Genomic DNA, 20,298 nt, shown 5'->3' on the forward strand with positions numbered 1-20,298 from the left:
ATTAAAATTCGACCATCTCATTACGAAACCCATCAAACAGTTGAGACAAATCTCTGTGCCATTCACGTAAGATTTCACTATCAGGCAACCATGCTTGTGGAGATTGCGTCACTTTAATAATAAGATTCGATGAAGTTTCGGGTTCGGGCTCAGCAGCCGCAGGTTCTGTTGCGTACTGACATAGTCGATATGCCCGTTTAAGCTCTGCAATAAGCCCTTGCTTGGCTAATTGTTGCATCACCACAACTTCTGGTGATACTTGTCCTTTAAGTGCCATTTCTTCTTCTATAGACTTCAAGGTTGGGTATTGATCATTTAAGCGATAATAACGCACCAATTCTTGTAAGAATGCTAACAGCGCGCCATGCAGATGAAAAACTGCCGATTCACGTGCAGCTTGAACTTGCTGAACTTGATCTAGTTGCTCTGCTTGTTGGCAAGCCAAACGAGCAAAATATAATTTTTGATTGGTACGATCAATGTGATAGCGCGCAACACGGGACATAGCTTTTTTCCAAATAGCACTCCGCTTTAGCTTAAATATTATCAGTTCAAAAAACAAAGGATTTAAGCATTTTTTTAACATGTCACCGAAATTAATCGACCAAAAACTGTGCCAAATAAGTCTTTGACTCAACTAATTCAACTGACATATTAAAAATCAGAGGCCGAATTATTCAGCCACTTTAACACGCATCCCCACACCTTTTACTTTCAGCGTATTCAGCCCCTTAACAGCCTTAACACCTTCACGAGGATTGGTCATTTCAACAAATCCGAAACCTTTAGATTTCCCAGTTTCCTGATCAAGAACAATCACACAAGATTCAACCTGCCCAAAAGGTTCAAATAAAGCAAGCAATTCTGCCTCAGTAATTGATCGCTCTAAATTACGTACAAGTATTTTCATTTCATAACCTTTTAAACAACTATATAAAAAGAGGGACTCTGCAAACACTCACAGATTCCCATGCTTAAGTTTAATCTAGATTCAATCCAAAATCGAAATCTATTCTACCAGATGAGTATGTAGGAGCCCGTTGTCCAGTATTTTTCTGATGATGTGTTTCGCTTATACATAATTTACGGCTTAAACCTGTCAAAAAATAATGCTCTATTTTACGACCTTGCTCATCATACTTTTCACTTGTCCACTGACTTAGGTTTTGTTTGGTCAAGATCAATTCATTTTGGGCACGTGTTAGGGCGACATAAAGCACACGGCGTTCTTCCTCAACCTCATCAAAACTCTCAAGCGCACGAGCATGTGGATACTGGCCAGGACTTACGTTAGCAACATAGCAAACCTTTTGTTCAGTTCCTTTTGCCGAATGAATTGTAATCAATGTTACAACATCATTTTGCTCTAAACGTTCAACTTCCGAAATGGAAATCGGATCTAAAACGTATTGTTCTAAAAACTCGCTAAGTTGCTGATGTTTCTCGGCAAGCTGCGTAACCAAGTCAAAATCATTACAGCGTTTTGACCAGTCTTTTTTGGCATAGTTTTCACTTAGCTGCTCTTTCAAAGCATCAATCGCTAGGCTCACACACTGCTGTACTTGATCTTTAAGCACCGACATCTGCTGCATAATTAAAATTGCTTCAGCTGAAACTCGGCCAAATTTTTCTAAAATAGTGACAATTGCACTGATATCATCAGCTTTAACCAATTGTAATGCGAGCTTACTTGCACCGACATCGCCTACACCGGGCCATAATGTTAAAAACCGCATCCATGCAATATCATCTTGCGGATTAGCAATAACACGCAGCATACTCAATAAATCTTTGACATGTGCTGTCTCTAATAATTTCATTCCACCAATGAAACGATAAGGCACATTCGCTTGAATACATGCAGTCTCAATATGTCTCGCAGCAAAAGACGAGCGTACTAATACCATATGCTCATGCCAAGCGGTACCATCAACAAGGTGTCTTTGTTTGATATCTGCTGCAATCCAAGCAGCCTCATCAAACTCATTGCGAAAAATATGAATTTTAGGCTTTAACCCAGAACCACGCTGTGCTTCGAGTTGTTTATCGTAGTGAATAGGACTTTGTAATAACAACCAATTTGAAAGATCTAAAATTTCTTGAGTAGAACGATAATTACGTTCTAATTTAAAAATTTGAGCATTAGCTACCCGATCTTTAAAACGATGAATATTTTCAAAATCAGCACCACGAAAGGCATAAATGGATTGTGCATCATCGCCCACGCAAAACAAGTTTACCTGCTCCAACAATGGCTCAAGTAAAGCCCACTGTAACGGATTGGTATCTTGCATTTCATCAACCAATAAATGTTTACACATAGAGGCAACATAATTGACCAATGATTCAGACTGGGCAAATGCTGCCGCAACAACAACTAAAATGTCATCATAATCTAAAAAATGACGTGCCTGCTTACGCTGTTGATAATCCTGCATAAGCTGTTTAATTGCTTCTTTTTGCTCTACAAATTCAGGGAGTTGAGCTTCTAATGCTTGACTTAAAGATTGTCTAGTATTCCGTGCAAATGAATACAAATCACAAAGCTCTTTCGGTTTAGGTAAAGCATTTATATGATTTTTATCATCTTTACCACGTAATAAACGAAACATTAGCATTTGATCATCACGATCAATAATAGAAAATTGTTCTAAACCAAAAGCTTTAGGCACACGGCGTAATAAATACATGCAAAAGGTATGGAAAGTTGAAGCTCTTAAACCTTTTGCACTGGCTCCCAAAGCCAACTCAACTCTTGATACTATTTCACTTGCTGCACGACGAGTAAAAGTTAATATCTGTATTTGATCCGCAGGTACCCCTTGTTCAATTAAATAAGCTGCACGAGCAACAATGGTCTTTGTTTTACCACAACCAGCTCCAGCTAAAACCAAACTATGCTGCGCCTCAGTGGTTGCTGCTTGTTTTTGTTGAGTATTCAACTCATCAATCAGGACTTTTAAACTCATAACCACTCAACATATTTTTGACATAGGCAGTTTAACAGAGCAGTCCCTGAAAAGCTGAACCAAGTACCATCAAACTATTTTTCTATTCGCCTAATCATACATTCATCACGCAAAATTCAATTTACCGAGGCTCAAGCAAGTGAAGAATACGTGCAATACTTTCACAGCACTGTTGCAGATTTTTAGCACCATTTAAGCATGCTTGTTCAAGCGTACAGCACTCAGACACGATCGAGAAAATCGAAGAGAAACCAGCTGCATATAAGTCCTCTATTCCATCTCCGACCCGACCTGCACATGCAATAACAGGTACATTGAACTGCTTAGCCAATTGCATTACGCCATAAGGTGTTTTCCCTTCTAAGGTTTGTCGATCAATCGCACCTTCTCCAGTAAATACATAATCAGCATCATTTAAATACTGTCGAAGATTAACCAGGTTCATCATGGTTTCAACACCAGAGGCCATGCGAGCACCAGCAAAAACCATTAAACCATAACCTAAGCCACCAGCAGCACCAGCACCGGCAATATCTTGATAATTTACATTTAATTGTTTTTGAATACATGTTGCCACATGTGTTAAGCACTGATCTAAATATTGCACCTGATCTACAGTTGCACCTTTTTGAGGACCATAGACAAAAGAAGCACCATTTGGCCCAGTCAAAGGATTACTTACATCACTTGCAATCACAATTTCTCGATCACATAAACGTGCATCAAGATTGTTTAAATCTATACGATCTAACTGCGACAAAGCCAATGCACCTAAAGCAAGCTCTTCCCCATTTTTATTATAAAATCGTGCTCCTAAGGCTTGAGCCATACCAATACCAGCATCATTAGTTACACTACCACCCAATCCAATGATGATGCGCTTTGCACCATGATCCAATGCAGCAATAATCAGCTCACCAACACCATAACTCGTCGTATAAAATGGATCGCGCTGCGAAAGCTCTAACAGCTCTATACCACTCGCTAAAGCCATCTCGATTACAGCTGTCTCACCATGGTCTAAAAGAGCAAAATAAGCATGAACTCGCAGCTCAGCTCGTGGTCCCATCACTTCAAGTTCTACTTTCTTCGCTTCACAAGCAAAAAGAACGGCATCAACGGTGCCCTCTCCACCATCGGCCATTGGCACATGAATGATCTTGGCATCAGGAAATACTTTCAATATCCCCAAGGACATTGCTTCGCAAGCTTGATTTGCACTCATGCTTTCTTTAAACGAATCGGGAGCTAAAACAAAGGTTTTGCTCATATTAATCTCCAACTATGGTTTCTTGTTTAGAGCAAAATAATATTTATTCATGCTGCATGTTTAATACTGATTTCCTAACTTTAGATTAGTCACGAAAAGAGTGAAATACGAATAAATCTCATTCACTTAAAGTTTCATATAAAAATTTAAGCATAAATGCTGTTATTATCTAAGACCATTTATATTTATTTTCATATTTTTCACATATTAGAGATCATTTATGTATAAACGCTTTGCCTCAGTACTACTCATATCTTTTCTTAGTTCAAGTTCGGCACTTTATGCTGCACCCATGAAAAATGAGTCTCTTGAAAAGCTTATACAGCTCTCTAATGTTGAAAACTTTATTAAAAATAGTGCAACTGAAATGCGCCCAGTGCTGGATCAACAAGCTGAGCTTATTATCAAACAATCACTTGCAGTTGAAAAACTCAATGCCAAACAACAACAAGCCGCACAACAGCTTTCTGCACTGATGTTTGCCAAAAATCAAGAAATTATGCAAAACCCTAGATTTATGCAAATGATTAAAAATATATATCAAAAAACATATACTGAAGAAGAAGCTCAGGCCTATATTACTTTTCTCAGCTCACCGCTAGGCCAATCCATTTCCCAAAAAACATCTAAACTCACAACAGAAATGATGCAAGAGTCAACAAAGATTGCATATGAATTATTTAATGATACAGCTCAACAAAAAGAGTTTATGTTACAGCTGAGCAAAATTATTGCCCCACTGACTGAACAAAAAAAATAGTGCAATAAATGAAGACATAAAAAAACCGTGCAATTCAGAAATTACACGGTTTTTTAGGCACAAAATTAAGCTGATTTAATTACTTTTAACTCAGTTTTCTCTTGTGTCTCTTTCTCTTGCTTTGGTTGACGCTCTTTCTTGTATTCTGGTGCAGCCTTATCATTAATAACTGCAGCATTAATGACAACTGTACCCACATCATCACGACTTGGTAGGTCATACATAGTTTCTAGCAATACATTTTCTAAAATTGAACGTAGACCACGCGCCCCTGTATTTCTTTCCAATGCTTTTTGCGCAACAGCACGTAAAGCATCATCTTCAAAAACAAGATCAACATCTTCCATTTCAAATAAATATTGGTACTGACGTGTTAATGCATTTTTAGGTTCAGTTAAAATCTGCATTAGCGCAGCTTCATCTAACTCTTCTAGAGTTGCGATTACAGGCAAACGACCAATGAACTCTGGGATTAAACCAAATTTAACCAAATCATTGGCTTCAACCTGACTAAAGAGCTCTGAAACTTTTTTGGTATCATCTTTACTACGTACATCTGCAGTAAAACCAATACCACCCTTCTCTTGACGCTGTTGCACCACTTTTTCAAGGCCAGCAAATGCACCACCACAAATAAACAATATATTTGAGGTATCAATCTGAATGAACTCTTGCTGAGGATGCTTACGTCCACCTTGAGGAGGAATTGAAGCAACAGTACCTTCAATCATTTTTAATAATGCTTGTTGTACGCCTTCACCAGAAACATCTCGAGTAATAGATGGGTTCTCTGACTTACGAGTGATTTTATCAATCTCATCAATGTAGATAATACCCTTTTGAGCTTTCTCTACATCATAATCAGCTTTTTGCAGTAGCTTTTGTACAATGTTTTCAACATCTTCACCAACATAACCTGCTTCTGTGAGTGTTGTTGCATCAGCCATTGCAAAAGGAACATCAAGTAAACGTGCAAGAGTTTGAGCCAATAACGTTTTACCTGAACCTGTAGGTCCAATAAGTAAAATGTTTGATTTGGCAATTTCAATTGCATCTTCTTTCTGTGCAGTTTGAGAGACTTTTAAACGTTTGTAATGGTTATATACCGCCACAGACAAAGTCTTCTTCGCTGTACTTTGACCAATAACATACTGATCAAGCGCAGCACGAATCTCATGCGGCTTAGGTAAAGGACGAGTTGCCCAGTCACCACTTTCTACTTGTTGACTGGTTTGAACTAGGTCCATGCACACGTCCACGCATTCATTACAAATAAATGCGTCCTCGCCTGCAATCAGCTTACCGACTTCAGACTGCGTTTTACCGCAAAATGAACAATGCTTTTGTCCTTGAGGATTTTCGGACATTTTCACTCCAAATATTTTAACTTTAATTTAGATCTTAGTTTTCAGGACGTTTTGACAATACTTCATCAACTAGACCATATTCTTTTGCTTGTTGCGCTGTCATAAAATTATCACGATCTGTATCACGAGCGACCGTTTCATAATCTTGACCACTATGCTCCGCCATTAATTTGTTTAAGCGTTCTTTAATGAAAATAATTTCACGTGCGTGAATTTCAATATCAGAAGCTTGACCGCGGAAACCACCTAATGGTTGATGGATCATAACACGTGCATTTTCAAGGCAATAACGTTTACCTTTTGCACCAGCATTTAACAAGAAGGCACCCATAGAAGCTGCCTGCCCCATACAATAGGTCACAACATCAGGTTTAATGAACTGCATTGTGTCATAGATTGCCATGCCAGCAGTCACAGAGCCACCTGGTGAATTGATATAGAGATGGATATCTTTATCTGGATTTTCTGCTTCTAAAAACAACATTTGCGCCACAATCAAATTGGCCATATTGTCTTCAACTTCGCCTGTCAAGAAAATGACTCGATCACGTAATAAACGTGAGAAAATATCAAATGAGCGCTCGCCGCGAGAAGACTGTTCAAGAACAACGGGGACTAATGCATTATCAATAGTTGGAACGTACATACGTTATTTATCCTGATTTTTGTTTCTCAGATTCATTTCCACAATATGAGGGATAATATTCAAAATTGCAAAATATTCCCTATAAAAGAACGAACATTTTTCTGCTACCCACGGTTTTATCGTTTTTCACCACCAAACCCACAATAAAAAAGGCGCTCTAAGCGCCTTTTTTAGCAACAAAAACTTAAGCTTGTTGACGTGCTTGTTGTTCTTTCAACAATTCGTCATAGCTTACAGCTTTATCAGTTACTTTAGCAGATGCAAGAATGTGATCAACAACTTGATCTTCTAAAACAACAGCTTCGATTTGAGCACGTTGTTTTTCATCATTTTTAAAGTATTCAATAACTTCTGTAGGATCTTCATAAGAAGATGCCATGTCATTGATATATGCATCAACACGTGCTTGATCAACTTCAAGTTTAGACTCAGCTAAAATTGCACTTACCAATACACCGAGTTTCACAGATTTTTCAGCTTGTTCTTTGAAAAGCTCATCTGGCAACATGCTGTTGTCAAATGCTTGCGCACCTTGAGCACCAAACTGTTGAGTGAACTGTTGAATCATTTGTTGACGTTGACGGTCAATTTCTTGAGCAAGCATAGATGTTGGGATTTCAACTTCATTGGCAGCAACAAGCGCATCAAAAGCTGCACCTTTAACTTGGTTACGTAAGCCATTTTTAACTTCACGTTCCATGTTTTTACGCACGTCAGATTTTAACTTCTCAACGCCATCTTCTTCAGAAATACCGAATACAGTAAGGAATTCTGCGTCCATTTCTGGAAGTTTTGCTTTCTCAACAAGTTTTACGTTGATTTTGAATTGAGCAGCTTTACCAGCAAGATTTTCAGCTTGGTAATCTTCAGGGAAAGTTACATCAATAACTTTCTCTTCGCCTTTCTTCATACCAATAATCCCATCTTCAAAACCAGGGATCATACGGTTAGAACCTAAAACAAGTTTAAAGTCTTCAGCTGCGCCGCCTTCAAACTTTTCACCGTCTACAGTACCTTCAAAATCAAAAGTCACTTGCATGTCTTTCTTCGCCATACCTTTGGTTTCAACCCAAGTTTGGCGTTGTTTTTGCAAGTTTTCTAACATTGTGTCAACGTCAGCATCTTTAATTTCAGAAGTTTTACGTTCAACTTCTAAAGCATCAAATGCATTTACTTTAACTTCTGGATAAACTTCAACTGTCGCTTCATAAACTAAAGCGTCTTCTTTGTTTTCAACTTTTTCAATGTTTGGCATACCAACAGCATTGATTTTTTCTTGTTGAATAGCTTCGAATACTGTGTCACGGATTACATCATTTACCACTTCTTGGTAAATACCTGCACCATATTCACGACGTACAACATTTAATGGCACTTTGCCTGGACGGAAGCCGTTGATCTTCGCAGTTTTTGCAGTGCGCTTTAAACGAGCTTCAAACTGTTCGTTCACACGGCTCGTCGGTACAGATACATTTAAACGACGGGCTACGCCCGAAACCGCTTCAGAAGTTACTTGCATGGCTTCCTCGATATATTAAGTAGTAATTACAGTTTTAAAAAGTGCTACATTATATGCCAACAATGCAAGATATACAAAATCCTTAAACATAAACTCAATTTTTTTTTATTTTTTAATCATTAATTCTATTACTTTTAGCATTCAAGATGTTATAGCCTGAGTTTTTCACTTGCTGTTAAATAATTAACAACAATGATTTCTCTGACTATAAATTTTTACTTTTCTCAATAAAAACTGTCAAAAAAATTTCTGCTTTGTTCTAAATGAATTAAATAAGCCAACATATTTAAAACATAATTCACAAAGTATTAATGAGTCATATAAGTCAATCAGATGGTTTATGACAATATTGCTGATTTATAAATCTTTTAATACGAATTATCACACTTAATATAAAGAAAGAGATAAACATAAAAAGTTTTATTTAGTTAGCTAACTATTTATCAATATGCACAGCCTTTCTTGTCTCACCCTGCAATGATCAAACACACACTGAACGCTCTTTACACCAGCATCAATACCACTTATAAAAACTCACCCGACAGCGATCATAAAAAACAATTAAATTAAATTAGTTTACCGTTTTTTTTCATCACCATAAAAATCATATAGTTATAGATAAACAATTCTATTATTAAATACATTTTTCTTTCATTTCTTCATATTTGATCTATTTTTTCAATTTAGTTAGGTCGGTTTAAAAAACAATAATCATTATTATTTACACTCTATTTTAGATTAACTATCGAGTCGATTGATGTCATTTATAAAAACACGGAAGAAAATAGTATCCTCAGCGATTGCTTCTTCACTTTCTGTAATCGCGACACATGCTATAGCTCAGGAACAAGAGCGTGTTCAACTACCGACTATTCACCTAGAAGCACAAGCAGATAAGTCTTTAAAAGTTGATCAATCAGCAAATAGTAAATTTACGGTTCCCCTACTTGATGTTGCAAAATCAGTGAATGTAATTTCACCACAGCTCATCACTGACACTAAAGTGAACACACTAAGCGACGCACTTCGCACAGTTCCAGGTATTACCCTTGGCGCTGGTGAAGGCGGTAATCCGAATGGCGATCGACCATTTATCCGTGGCTATAACTCAGAAAGCTCGATTTATGTTGATGGAGTCCGTAATGCGACTTCTCAAAATCGTGAAATGTTCGCAGTTGAACAAGTTGAAGTGATTAAAGGCTCTGCCTCTGCACTTGGTGGTGCCGGTGGTACTGGTGGTAGCATTAACCTAATTTCTAAACTACCAAAACAAGAAAACTTTATTGAAGGTTCAGTACAAGGTGGTACAGACAACTATGCTCGTATCACTTTAGATGGCAACAAAGATTTTGGTAATGGTACAGCTGCTCGTGTAGCAATCATGGGGCATCAAAATGACAAAGCAGGCCAAAAAGATGGTGCTGAATATAAACGTTTTGGTATTGCACCAAGTATTAGTTTTGGCCTAGGTAGTCCAACACGTGCGACTTTAAGTTATTACTACTTAAAATCAGATGATACCCCAGACTCTGGCGTGCCTTATTGGGATCATAAAACAAGTACACCTACAGGCAAACCATTAGATGCCAAACAAGGCATTTATTATGGCTGGAAAGATCGTGATTTCCAAAAACAAGAAAACCATATTGGCACCCTTAAACTAGAGCATGATATTACGGATGACTTAACCATCAGTAATACCGCCGTATATAACAAATCTAAAAATGACTATATCTGGACGCAACCTGATGACTCAAAAAGTAATATTGCCAATGGACAAGTCGTACGTCGTGCGAATACACGTATAACTGATACGGATGGTTTTAGTGACCAACTGAGTTTACGTGGTAAGTTTAATACAGGTTCTATCAAGCATAGTTTTAATACTGGAGCAGAATTTAGCCGGATAGTATCCGATAAAGGTAACTATATGTTGACAGATTTGGGACAAGCCGCCTCTTCAACATTACCTGCCAAACTAAATGGTATTAAAGCCTGTGCTGGACTCACTCCTGCAGATTCAAACTATTGGTGTACTGATGCCTATAATCCAAACCCACATGATCCTTGGTTAGGTAATGCAACGAAAAATAAAAAAGTCACTACAACAACATCACAAACCACTTCATTGTATGTATTGGATAACATTGAACTTAATCCACAATGGTTGCTCGATTTAGGTGCGCGTTGGGATAAATTTGACACTGAGCTTAAAACAAACGCTACAGGTGAAAAAATTGAGAACAATACTGACTTTTTCTCATACCAAGCCGGCTTAACTTTTAAACCTGTAGAAAATGGTTCAATCTACGCAAGTTTCGCTACCTCAGCAAACCCTGTTGGAGTAGATGCTGGTGATGGCTCAGAAACTGCGTTAAATGTAAACATTAAAGATCTCGATCCTGAAAAAGCACGTACGTATGAAATTGGAACAAAATGGGATCTGCTTGATAAGCGTCTAAATTTAACAGCAGCAATCTTCCGTACTGAGAAACAAAATACGCGCATTCAACTCGACTCAACCACATATACCAACGGTGGTGAAAGTAAGGTTGACGGTATTGAACTTGGCGTTAATGGTAATATTACTGATAAATGGGCAGTATCTGCTGGCTACTCTTATCTTGACAGTAAACAAACTGAACCTGGTCCATCGTGTACCCGTACTGGTGTTTGTACTGCTGAAAATCCTGCAAAAGGCAAAAAATTGCCAAACGTTCCCCAAAACAGTGCAACCCTATGGACCACTTATCAAGTCTTACCACAGTTTAGTATTGGTGGTGGTGCAGTCTATAGTGATAAAGTCTATGGCGATGCAACAAATACAAAATGGGTTCCAAGCTATGTTCGTTATGATGCCATGGCACGTTATGACGTTAACAAAAATGTTAACTTACAGTTAAATGTAAATAACATTGGTGATAAACGCTACTTCACTAAAGCTTATGCATCACACTATGCGACTGAAGCAGAAGGCCGTAGTGCAGTTGTATCACTTAACTTTAAGTATTAAGAAAAGAACGACATAATCCCTTATTAAAAATAAGGGATTTGTACTAAAATAGCCTCGTTTGAGGCTATTTGTATATTTAAACAACATAAATAGGTGCTACTTTGATTCATCATATCCCTAACGTCCTGAGTAAAGAGCAAGTTGAATACTTTCGTACCGAAATGAATAAAGTTGAATGGGTCAATGGCAAGGTGACTGCCGGCACCCTCTCGGCAACAGTTAAACATAATCAACAACTATCAGAAGACCACCCACTTACGCATAAACTGAGTACGATTATTTTAGAACAACTGGGACAACATCCTTTGTTTTTATCAGCAGCAATTCCACAAGATATCATTCCCCCACTATTTAATCGTTATGAGGCAGGCGAAGCTTTCGGTATGCATGTTGACAATGCAATACGACGCATTCGAGGTACACAAGAACGATTAAGAACAGATCTATCTTGTACTTTATTTTTATCTGAGCCTGATGAATATCAAGGTGGTGAGCTTGTTGTTGAGGATACCTATGGCTTTCATGACATTAAACTACCTGCTGGTGATCTAATTTTGTATCCAGCGAGTAGCTTACACGAAGTGACAGCGATTACTCAGGGTTGCCGTGTTGCCTCATTTTTTTGGGTACAAAGTATGATTCGAGATGACGCAAATCGTCATATGTTATTTAACCTAGACCAAAGCATTCAAAATCTACGAATGAGTTTAGGTGATCGACATCAGGAAGTTATTCAACTTACCAATATTTATCATAATTTAATTCGTAAATGGGCAGAGCTTTAAGGCTCCGCTCTTTCCTACCACCATTTACGACAACTTCATTTTGATCTATAAAAGTTTTTTTCTAAATCTCATTGACACTATTGTGCTTATATCGTAATTTTAACGGTATGAATAAATATCCAGCTATTCTCGCCCTCCTCCCAATGGCAAGCAGCACCCTCAGCTTGCAGCTTATGCTGCGCCTAGCGCGCACATATTAATTTTGCCATTTTGGCACTCGCCCCCTAGATTAAAGTTTAAACGTATTTTAAATAGAGACCATATATATTGTCGTCTATCGCTCATCCCCGAGATCTGAGTTTTTTAGGTGACACAAGGAGTTCTGCAATGATGTTGGCTGATCCAAGTAAAAAATACCGTCGCATGTATCAACGTGTCGAATTAACTGACCGCCAATGGCCAAACAAAGAAATTACTCAAGCGCCAATTTGGATGAGTACAGACCTTCGTGACGGTAACCAAGCTATTTTTGAACCGATGAACATTGAACAAAAATTTAAAATGTTCCAAATGTTGGTCAAAATTGGTTTTAAACATATTGAAATTGGTTTTCCTTCGGCTTCACAAGTCGACTTTGACTTTACTCGTAAACTTATCGAAGAAAATCACATTCCAGAAGACGTTTATATCGAAGTTTTAGTTCAAGCACGCGATCACTTAATTGAACGAACATTTGAAGCTTTGGCTGGTGCTAAACGTGCAATTGTTCATATTTATAACTCTAACTCTCCAACATTCCGCCAAAAAGTATTGAATGTTGATATTGCTGGTGCGAAAGCATTGGCAGTTAATGCTGCAACAAAAGTAAAACAGTATGCTGCACAATATCCAGAAACCCAATGGGTATTCCAATATAGTCCTGAGTGCTTCAGTGCGACAGAACTTGAGGTTGCTAAAGATGTTTGTGATGCTGTTACAGAAATTTGGGAAGCATCACCAGACAATAAAGTCATCTTAAATTTACCTGCAACAGTTGAAGTTTCAACACCAAATGTTTATGCAGACCAAATTGAATGGATGCATCGCAACATTGCTCGTCGTGATGGGGTATTAATTTCTGTACATTGCCACAACGACCGTGGCTGCGGTATTGCAGCATCAGAGTTAGCCATTATGGCTGGTGCTGACCGCGTAGAAGGCTGTGTGTTTGGAAATGGTGAACGTACAGGTAACGTTGATGTAGCAGCAATTGCATTAAATATGTATAGCCAAGGTGTAGCGCCACACTTGGACTTCTCAAACATTAATGAAATTATCGCGACTGTTGAAGAATGTACAGGTTTACCAGTACATCCACGTCATCCATATGCAGGTGACTTAGTCTTCACAGCATTCTCTGGTTCACACCAAGATGCGATTAAGAAAGGTTTTGAATTCCAAAAAGATCAAGATATTTGGGATATGCCTTATTTACCAATTGATCCAAAAGACTTGGGTCGTGACTATGATGCCGTGATTCGTGTCAATAGCCAATCAGGTAAAGGTGGTATCGCATATCTTTTAGAATCACATTACAACGTTGTGTTACCACGTCGTTTACAAGTTGAATTCTCTCAAGTGGTACAACAAGTTACCGATGAGGAAGGAACTGAAATTACAGCCCAAGAAATCTGGAAATTATTTAAAGCTGCATATGTCGAAAGCAAAAAAGGTCATTTCGATGCAAAAGGTTATAAATTATCAGATCAAAATGGCAATCAAATCATTGAGCTTGATATCGAAATCAACGGTGAAGTACAACAGCTCCGTGGTGAAGGCAATGGTCCAATTTCAGCTATTTTAAATGCACTCGACTTACCAGTTGACGTATTAAACTACGAAGAACGCGGAATTAGCTCAGGTGCAAATGCCAAAGCGCTTGCATTAATTGAACTTCAAGTTAAAGGTACTGGACGCTCAGCATTTGGTGCTGGTGTGCATGACAACATTGTAACTTCTTCAATTGAAGCAATTATTGCATGTATCAACCGTTTGGTTGCTCAGGGCGTGCTTCAATCTAAAACGCAAGCCCCAGCCTAACTTTCACTTAGGTTGGCTTAATCAACAGGCTTGTACTAAACAGGCCTGTGCTATGCAATAAATGACTTTGGAAAGGATATCGCAAGTGATATCCTCTTTTACATATTGATATTCTTACATTTTAAGGCGAACAATGACTGTGTCCTTCCCGACTGACTCAGTGGGATTAGTGTCCCCGCAAAAATTTCAGTTTGAACAACCCTTAGCATTGGAATGCGGTCGAATGTTACCGCGCTTTGAAATAATGGTTGAAACGTATGGCACACTCAACGCCGATAAAACAAATGCAATTTTGATTTGTCATGCACTGTCAGGGCACCATCATGCCGCAGGCTATCACGATGCCAATGATAAAAAAACAGGTTGGTGGGATGCCTGTATTGGACCTGGTAAAGCAATTGATACTTCAAAGTTTTTTGTTGTCGCTATTAACAACATAGGGGGATGTCATGGCTCTACAGGCCCCACTTCACCTAATCCAGAAAATGAAAATCGCCCCTATGGGCCAGACTTTCCACTCGTCACAGTCCGAGACTGGGTCAAAACTCAAGCAATGTTATCGGACCGTCTAGGTATACAGACTTGGTATGCGGTCATTGGTGGCTCTCTAGGTGGTATGCAGGCTCTACAGTGGTCGGTAGATTACCCTGATCGCTTACAAAAATGTGTGATCATTGCGAGTGCACCAAAACTTTCAGCTCAAAATATTGCATTTAATGAGGTTGCTCGCCAGTCCATCTTATCTGATCCCGATTTTCATGATGGTCGTTATTTAGAAAATGACAGTTACCCTAAACGTGGTCTTATTTTAGCTCGCATGGTCGGTCATATTACCTATCTTTCAGAAGAAGCAATGATGCAAAAATTTGGTCGAGATTTAAAATCTGGCAAATTTATGTATGGTTTTGATGTCGAGTTCCAAGTCGAAAGTTATTTACGCTACCAAGGCGAACGCTTTAGTCGTAACTTTGATGCTAATACCTATTTAATCATGACTAAGGCGCTTGATTACTTTGACCCTGCACGTGAATATGAACAATCACTTCAAGCAGCAATGGCGAAAACTCAATGTCAATTTTTGGTGGTTTCTTTTACTACAGACTGGCGTTTTAGCCCTGAACGTTCACAAGAAATCGTGAATGCTTTGATTAGCAATCAAAAACCTGTCAGCTATCTCGACATTGATGCTGAACAAGGACACGACTCTTTCCTCTTCCCTATCCCTTTATATGTTAAATCGTTGCAAGCATTTCTAGCTGGAAAATCGCAGGCTCAAATCTCAACACAGGAGCAGCCATAATGCGTATAGATCATCAACTCGCTGAAAAATGGATCAAACCTAATTCAACTGTTTTAGACTTAGGTTGTGGTGATGGCGAAATGCTCGCACATATGACAAAAAAGCATAATATTCGCGCATATGGATTAGAAATTGATCAAGAAAAGATTGCAATTGCTATTGGCAAAGGGTTAAATATCATCCAACAAGACTTAAATCTGGGTTTACAACGCTTCGCTGACCAATCTTTTGACTATGTAGTCATGGCTCAGGCTCTTCAAGCTGTTGATGCACCAGATGTATTATTACGTGATATGGTCCGTGTTGGAAAACAAGCTATTATTACTTTTCCTAACTTTGCTTATTGGAAGACTCGTTCTTACTTAGCTTTAAAAGGAAAAATGCCCGTTTCCAAAGCATTGCCATATATGTGGTACAATACGCCCAATATCCATCTGTGTACTTTTCGAGATTTTGAAGCACTCTGTGCTGAGAACCGTATACAAATTATTAATCGACTTGCCGTAAATGGGAATCAGAAAGATAACTTACTCAGTAAGTACAGCCCAAATTTGTTTGGTGAAGTCGCAATTTATCGAGTGAGTGCTCTATGAAAAAAATTTTATTAGGTAGTACCTTATTTTTTGGCATGCTGAGTATGCAAGCTCATGCTGACTATATTCCACAGCAAAAACAGTCAACGTCTGCTTTAGCTGCCCAATATGCACATATGCCTGTTCAAGATCTATTTAAAGCAGCAAAATCAGGACAAGCCGCAGCGCAATTCTACTTAGCGACTCACTACCAACTTGGCCGTGAAATTCAAAAAGACGATAAACAAGCATTTACTTGGTATAAAGCTGCAGCAGACCAAGGTATTTCTGCTGCTCAACTCAACGTTGGCCGCATGTATGCAGATGGTATTGGTGTTTCTAAAAATGAAACTTTGGCACGTCAATATTTAGAGAAAGCAGCAAGCCACGGCGATAATCGCGCTAGCTTTAACCTTGCAGTTATGGAAGAGCAAAAGAAAAACTACATTGGTGCTTATCAATGGTATGAACTTTCTACCCGTGACGGCATGCTTGATAACAAAGTCATCAATATGTCAGAAACAAAGAAAACTGCTTTGGCTGCAAACTTAACCCAAGATCAAATCCGCACTGCACGTGAACGTGCTGACCGTTGGATTCAAGCACAATAATTTTTAATTTTTAATTTTAAAATTTGGAATTAGAGCACCACTACGGTGCTTTTTTTCTATCTATACACAAACAACCAAGCCTAACTTTGCTATTCAATAGCACATTTATCTGCCGCAAATAACAATGATCAGCATAAAATCATTTACACTAGTTGCATTCGTTTTTAGAGCAGTTACAACATGTCAGCAACAGATTGGTTATCTCAAGGTCGTTTAATTTTAGCAAGTAATAATAAAGGTAAAATTACAGAATTTGAGCATCTTTTTGAGCAACTAAATCTTCCTATACAAGTCATTGCCCAAGGTCAACTTGATATTGAAGATGCTGTTGAGGATGGTTTAAGTTTTATTGAAAATGCCATTATTAAAGCACGCCATGCCGCAAAAATTTCAGGTTTACCTGCTATTGCGGACGATTCAGGATTATGTATTCCACTTTTAGGCGGTGCTCCAGGTATTTATTCTGCACGTTATGCGGGTGAACATGGTCATGATGCAGCAAACAATGCAAAACTGCTTGAAGATGTTAAAGCACTACGTCAACCCAACCAAGCCATTGAAGCCATGTTTGTCTGTGTATTGGCTTTAGTACAGCATGCTGAAGATCCTTTACCCCAAGTATTCCAAGGTATTTGGCACGGAGAACTCTTGGAGGTTCCACGTGGAGACAATGGTTTTGGTTATGATCCTTTATTTTGGTTACCTGAGTTAGGTTGTAGTAGTGCCGAGCTAAGCAAAGTGGATAAAAATAAAATAAGTCATCGTGGTCAAGCGATGCAATTATTTAAAGCCAGCTTGAACACCACACAGCTTAGTTAAAACTGAGCAAATACCAGAAAAGCTCCAAATACCTGCCATAGCCCAGCATAAATGGCAATAACCACACAGCTAACTACTGTCCCAGCAGCAATATATTTTGCAGATCTACCAGTACCTTGAAAAGAGGTTTCTAGTGCAACAATATTCGCTGCTGGTGGTAAACAAAATATAAAGAATATTGCAGCAATTGCTTGATGTATTGCACTATTATCAATGAGCAAATAGATCAGTGAACAAAAAACAATACCGCATAACAACTTAAATAGAGCAATCTTACTGCTCTGAATCAAATCAGCTACACCTATCCGTGTATGTCTCAGCCACATACCCAATACACACATGCCAGCAAAACTCATTGCCCACTTTGCAGCTAAATATAAATGATCAATAAGCACATGTTGCTTCATTTGATCAACACCAAGCCCACTTAAAACAGCAGCGATGAGTAGTGCAATTACAGGTGGAGAGCGGACTAAGTTTTTAATCACAAGCCAAGGTGCTTGAATTGTTTGACTCACTGCAGATGTCGCCCAAATATTGCCAAATAAAGAGCCACCAATATATAAAGCAATCATTGCACCGCTGACCTCGGCACCAAAAATTGACATGGCTATAGGTAAACCCAACCAACCAATATTGGTATAGCTACAACATAATGCCTGTAGACGATCCTTAAACAAGAGCACATAAAAAACATACAACATGATTGCAGCCAAAATACTCAGTCCAACCAATGCCAACTGTCCCTCTTTGTAAAACACCATGTTATAAATAATCACGATTGGGATAAGCAACTTAGCTAAAATATTGGACAGTATTACTCTAAGTTTTGCCTGTGTTTTGACACTTGCTAATAGCAAACCACATAAAAAAGAAAATAGTGGAAATAGAATCACTGCTCAAAACCTAAAAATCGCCCAAGAACAAATAGCATGCACCTTTCGCTTTCACTTCGTCTAGCCCTATGTCCTTAAATTGCAATAATAACGTCACAGCGCTGTCATGATTTACTGTTGATATAGCGGTTGATCAATTAGGAGTTGTTCTCATGGCTGGATTATCAATTTGGCATGTTGTCATTTTTGCAATCGTTGTTATTTTATTGTTCGGTACATCTAAGCTTAAAAATCTAGGTAAAGATGTTGGTGGTGCAGTGAAAGATTTTAAAAAATCAATCAAAGATGAGGAAACAACGGCCTCAATCAATGAGCCACGTACTCTAGAACATCAAAATACCAATAGCGACGTAAACTCGACGGTAAAACAATAAACGAGTGAGGTAAGCTATGCTTGATGTAGGATTCTCTGAGCTTCTAGTTTTTGGTGTCATTGCCCTTCTGGTACTTGGACCAGAAAAACTACCCGAAGCCGCACGCTTTGCAGCTAAGTGGTACAGTAAATTTAAACGTGCCATCAGCAGTGTACAAAATGACATTGATCGTGAGTTACGTCTATCTGAATTACGCGAGCAAATGAATCAAGAAATGAAACGGATTCAAGAGCTTGAAGAAAAAATGCAACGTCAGATGCAAGAATTACAACAACAAGCGAATCAGCCTCTCACTTCTGAACATATCAGTACAACATCAGTTAAACATGCTCAATACCAGTATGTTCAACATCACATACCAAAATTGTATATGCCTACGCTTTGGTTAAAGAAACACAACTGTAATAGTGTACTGGTTGTGGATTCTAATCCCACAGTTCATGTTCCCGAATTTCAGGTGGCCGTATGACAGACACGATGAGTTCTCAAACTCAGCCCCCAGCAATACACGATTCATCAACTGGATCTGCCACCTTAGAAGAAATGCCGATTACCAAGCATTTAGTTATTCTACGAAAACACTTATTTAAAATCGTGACTATACTGCTGGTACTCTTCTTCTGCCTACTCCCTTTTGCCAATAAAACGTACAGCACTTTGTCTGCACCGCTACGTGCACAGCTTCCAGCACAATCAACCATGATTGCGACGGATGTTACAGCAACTTTTATGGCACCCTTTAAACTCAACTTTTTTGTTGCCATAATGCTGGCGATGCCCTTTATCATTTATCAGCTTTGGGCCTATATCAAACCTGCACTGTATGAAAAGGAAAAAACCTTAGCGATTCCTTTGCTTTTGGGTAGCATCAGTCTGTTTTATGCGGGTATTTGTTTTGCATATTTTGTGGCTTTACCTTCAATCCTACATTTTTTTATCAGTGTTTCACCAGATACTGTAGCGCCAATGACAGATATCAACAGTTATCTAACTTTTTGTCTAAAACTCTTTTTAGTTTTTGGCATAACCTTTGAAATACCGATTATTACGTTAGTGCTGATACTCATTGGTATTGTAGATACCAAAACTTTGGCCGAAAAAAGACGCTTTATTATTGTGGGCTGTTTCTTTGTTTCAATGTTTGCAACACCACCAGATGCACTTTCAATGATTATGTTGGCTATTCCTATGTGGATGCTATTTGAGCTTGGCCTACTCATGGGTAAACTCATTGAAAAACGCAAAGTCGCTCAGTAAAACCATATAAAACACATAATACAAGCAGGCCAATAAGCCTGCTTTTTATCCGATGGAGCGTAAAACCTCATCGTTCAGGATGAGGATATAAGTGACTGGCGTAAGCCATATGACACATTTC

Annotated in this window: 19 protein-coding genes; 11 read left to right on the forward strand and 8 right to left on the reverse strand. The window is 38.5% G+C overall.

Annotated features, from left to right (window positions below; translation table 11 throughout):
• Position 1: 1 nt before the first annotated feature.
• From RFH42_RS15545 to RFH42_RS15560, 4 genes are all read right to left on the reverse strand, one after another.
• A complete protein-coding gene (locus RFH42_RS15545) occupies positions 2-505 on the reverse strand; it encodes a DUF6586 family protein (RefSeq protein ID WP_308976754.1) in 504 nt (167 codons plus the stop codon).
• A gap of 168 nt (positions 506-673) precedes the next feature.
• Positions 674-910, reverse strand: a complete 237-nt coding sequence (locus tag RFH42_RS15550) for an RNA recognition motif domain-containing protein (protein ID WP_308976756.1) — start codon at positions 908-910, stop codon at positions 674-676.
• Between the two features lie 70 nt (positions 911-980).
• Entirely contained in the window at positions 981-2,969 is a 1,989-nt protein-coding gene (locus RFH42_RS15555; protein ID WP_374990843.1) for an ATP-dependent helicase, read from the reverse strand.
• Positions 2,970-3,090: 121 nt separating this feature from the next.
• Positions 3,091-4,239 (reverse strand): glycerate kinase family protein, encoded by a 1,149-nt coding sequence (locus RFH42_RS15560; RefSeq protein WP_308976757.1) that lies wholly within the window; start codon positions 4,237-4,239, stop codon positions 3,091-3,093.
• A 220-nt stretch (positions 4,240-4,459) separates the two neighbouring features.
• Here RFH42_RS15560 and RFH42_RS15565 point away from each other — a divergent pair, with 220 nt between their 5' ends.
• The gene (locus RFH42_RS15565) at positions 4,460-4,999 is read left to right on the forward strand and encodes a DUF2059 domain-containing protein (protein ID WP_308976758.1); all 540 of its coding nucleotides are present in this window, start codon (positions 4,460-4,462) and stop codon (positions 4,997-4,999) included.
• Between the two features lie 65 nt (positions 5,000-5,064).
• Here RFH42_RS15565 and clpX read toward each other — a convergent pair whose 3' ends face one another.
• The 3 genes from clpX to tig all read right to left on the reverse strand — a co-directional run bounded on the left by clpX (position 5,065) and on the right by tig (position 8,531).
• Positions 5,065-6,366 (reverse strand): ATP-dependent Clp protease ATP-binding subunit ClpX, encoded by a 1,302-nt coding sequence (gene clpX, locus RFH42_RS15570; protein ID WP_308976759.1) that lies wholly within the window; start codon positions 6,364-6,366, stop codon positions 5,065-5,067.
• A 34-nt stretch (positions 6,367-6,400) separates the two neighbouring features.
• Positions 6,401-7,012 carry an ATP-dependent Clp endopeptidase proteolytic subunit ClpP gene (clpP, locus tag RFH42_RS15575; protein WP_308976760.1) on the reverse strand — a complete coding sequence of 204 codons (612 nt, stop codon included), beginning with the start codon at positions 7,010-7,012 and terminating at the stop codon, positions 6,401-6,403.
• Between the two features lie 184 nt (positions 7,013-7,196).
• Positions 7,197-8,531 (reverse strand): trigger factor, encoded by a 1,335-nt coding sequence (gene tig, locus RFH42_RS15580; RefSeq protein WP_308976761.1) that lies wholly within the window; start codon positions 8,529-8,531, stop codon positions 7,197-7,199.
• A 757-nt stretch (positions 8,532-9,288) separates the two neighbouring features.
• Between tig and RFH42_RS15585 the strand changes: the two genes are divergently transcribed.
• From RFH42_RS15585 to rdgB, 7 genes are all read left to right on the forward strand, one after another.
• On the forward strand, positions 9,289-11,544 hold the full coding sequence (locus RFH42_RS15585; protein WP_308976763.1) for a TonB-dependent receptor: 2,256 nt from the start codon (positions 9,289-9,291) through the stop codon (positions 11,542-11,544).
• A 101-nt stretch (positions 11,545-11,645) separates the two neighbouring features.
• A complete protein-coding gene (locus RFH42_RS15590) occupies positions 11,646-12,329 on the forward strand; it encodes a Fe2+-dependent dioxygenase (RefSeq protein ID WP_308976765.1) in 684 nt (227 codons plus the stop codon).
• A gap of 327 nt (positions 12,330-12,656) precedes the next feature.
• Positions 12,657-14,348, forward strand: a complete 1,692-nt coding sequence (leuA, locus tag RFH42_RS15595; RefSeq protein ID WP_308976767.1) for a 2-isopropylmalate synthase — start codon at positions 12,657-12,659, stop codon at positions 14,346-14,348.
• Between the two features lie 139 nt (positions 14,349-14,487).
• Positions 14,488-15,648, forward strand: a complete 1,161-nt coding sequence (metX, locus tag RFH42_RS15600) for a homoserine O-succinyltransferase MetX (protein ID WP_308976768.1) — start codon at positions 14,488-14,490, stop codon at positions 15,646-15,648.
• Entirely contained in the window at positions 15,648-16,241 is a 594-nt protein-coding gene (gene metW, locus RFH42_RS15605) for a methionine biosynthesis protein MetW (protein ID WP_308976769.1), read from the forward strand. The genes metX and metW overlap by 1 nt, the downstream gene beginning before the upstream one ends.
• Entirely contained in the window at positions 16,238-16,831 is a 594-nt protein-coding gene (locus RFH42_RS15610) for a tetratricopeptide repeat protein (protein ID WP_308976770.1), read from the forward strand. Before metW ends, RFH42_RS15610 begins: the two co-directional genes overlap by 4 nt.
• A gap of 180 nt (positions 16,832-17,011) precedes the next feature.
• Entirely contained in the window at positions 17,012-17,650 is a 639-nt protein-coding gene (gene rdgB / locus RFH42_RS15615; protein WP_308976771.1) for an RdgB/HAM1 family non-canonical purine NTP pyrophosphatase, read from the forward strand.
• Here rdgB and RFH42_RS15620 read toward each other — a convergent pair.
• Positions 17,647-18,543, reverse strand: coding sequence for a permease (locus tag RFH42_RS15620; RefSeq protein WP_308976778.1), 897 nt, complete (start codon positions 18,541-18,543; stop codon positions 17,647-17,649). The two genes, rdgB and RFH42_RS15620, sit on opposite strands and share 4 nt — an antisense overlap.
• 155 nt (positions 18,544-18,698) lie before the next feature.
• Here RFH42_RS15620 and tatA point away from each other — a divergent pair, with 155 nt between their 5' ends.
• The 3 genes from tatA to tatC are packed head-to-tail and all read left to right on the forward strand — an operon-like array spanning position 18,699 to position 20,177.
• The gene (tatA, locus tag RFH42_RS15625; protein ID WP_308976772.1) at positions 18,699-18,920 is read left to right on the forward strand and encodes a Sec-independent protein translocase subunit TatA; all 222 of its coding nucleotides are present in this window, start codon (positions 18,699-18,701) and stop codon (positions 18,918-18,920) included.
• A 16-nt stretch (positions 18,921-18,936) separates the two neighbouring features.
• Positions 18,937-19,389, forward strand: coding sequence for a Sec-independent protein translocase protein TatB (tatB, locus tag RFH42_RS15630; RefSeq protein WP_308976774.1), 453 nt, complete (start codon positions 18,937-18,939; stop codon positions 19,387-19,389).
• An 8-nt stretch (positions 19,390-19,397) separates the two neighbouring features.
• Positions 19,398-20,177, forward strand: coding sequence for a twin-arginine translocase subunit TatC (tatC, locus tag RFH42_RS15635; protein WP_308976779.1), 780 nt, complete (start codon positions 19,398-19,400; stop codon positions 20,175-20,177).
• Positions 20,178-20,298 lie beyond the last annotated feature (121 nt).

The organism is Acinetobacter rudis (assembly GCF_031157835.1).
Taxonomy (GTDB): domain Bacteria; phylum Pseudomonadota; class Gammaproteobacteria; order Pseudomonadales; family Moraxellaceae; genus Acinetobacter; species Acinetobacter rudis_A.

Excerpts from the sequence above, each read along its gene's own strand:
- RFH42_RS15545 (WP_308976754.1), bottom strand. The coding sequence starts at position 505 with ATGTCCCGTGTTGCGCGCTATCACATTGATCGTACCAATCAAAAATTA.
- RFH42_RS15550 (WP_308976756.1), bottom strand. The coding sequence starts at position 910 with ATGAAAATACTTGTACGTAATTTAGAGCGATCAATTACTGAGGCAGAA.
- RFH42_RS15555 (WP_374990843.1), bottom strand. The coding sequence starts at position 2,969 with ATGAGTTTAAAAGTCCTGATTGATGAGTTGAATACTCAACAAAAACAA.
- RFH42_RS15560 (WP_308976757.1), bottom strand. The coding sequence starts at position 4,239 with ATGAGCAAAACCTTTGTTTTAGCTCCCGATTCGTTTAAAGAAAGCATG.
- RFH42_RS15565 (WP_308976758.1), top strand. The coding sequence starts at position 4,460 with ATGTATAAACGCTTTGCCTCAGTACTACTCATATCTTTTCTTAGTTCA.
- clpX (WP_308976759.1), bottom strand. The coding sequence starts at position 6,366 with ATGTCCGAAAATCCTCAAGGACAAAAGCATTGTTCATTTTGCGGTAAA.
- clpP (WP_308976760.1), bottom strand. The coding sequence starts at position 7,012 with ATGTACGTTCCAACTATTGATAATGCATTAGTCCCCGTTGTTCTTGAA.
- tig (WP_308976761.1), bottom strand. The coding sequence starts at position 8,531 with ATGCAAGTAACTTCTGAAGCGGTTTCGGGCGTAGCCCGTCGTTTAAAT.
- RFH42_RS15585 (WP_308976763.1), top strand. The coding sequence starts at position 9,289 with ATGTCATTTATAAAAACACGGAAGAAAATAGTATCCTCAGCGATTGCT.
- leuA (WP_308976767.1), top strand. The coding sequence starts at position 12,657 with ATGATGTTGGCTGATCCAAGTAAAAAATACCGTCGCATGTATCAACGT.
- metW (WP_308976769.1), top strand. The coding sequence starts at position 15,648 with ATGCGTATAGATCATCAACTCGCTGAAAAATGGATCAAACCTAATTCA.
- RFH42_RS15610 (WP_308976770.1), top strand. The coding sequence starts at position 16,238 with ATGAAAAAAATTTTATTAGGTAGTACCTTATTTTTTGGCATGCTGAGT.
- rdgB (WP_308976771.1), top strand. The coding sequence starts at position 17,012 with ATGTCAGCAACAGATTGGTTATCTCAAGGTCGTTTAATTTTAGCAAGT.
- tatA (WP_308976772.1), top strand. The coding sequence starts at position 18,699 with ATGGCTGGATTATCAATTTGGCATGTTGTCATTTTTGCAATCGTTGTT.
- tatB (WP_308976774.1), top strand. The coding sequence starts at position 18,937 with ATGCTTGATGTAGGATTCTCTGAGCTTCTAGTTTTTGGTGTCATTGCC.
- tatC (WP_308976779.1), top strand. The coding sequence starts at position 19,398 with ATGAGTTCTCAAACTCAGCCCCCAGCAATACACGATTCATCAACTGGA.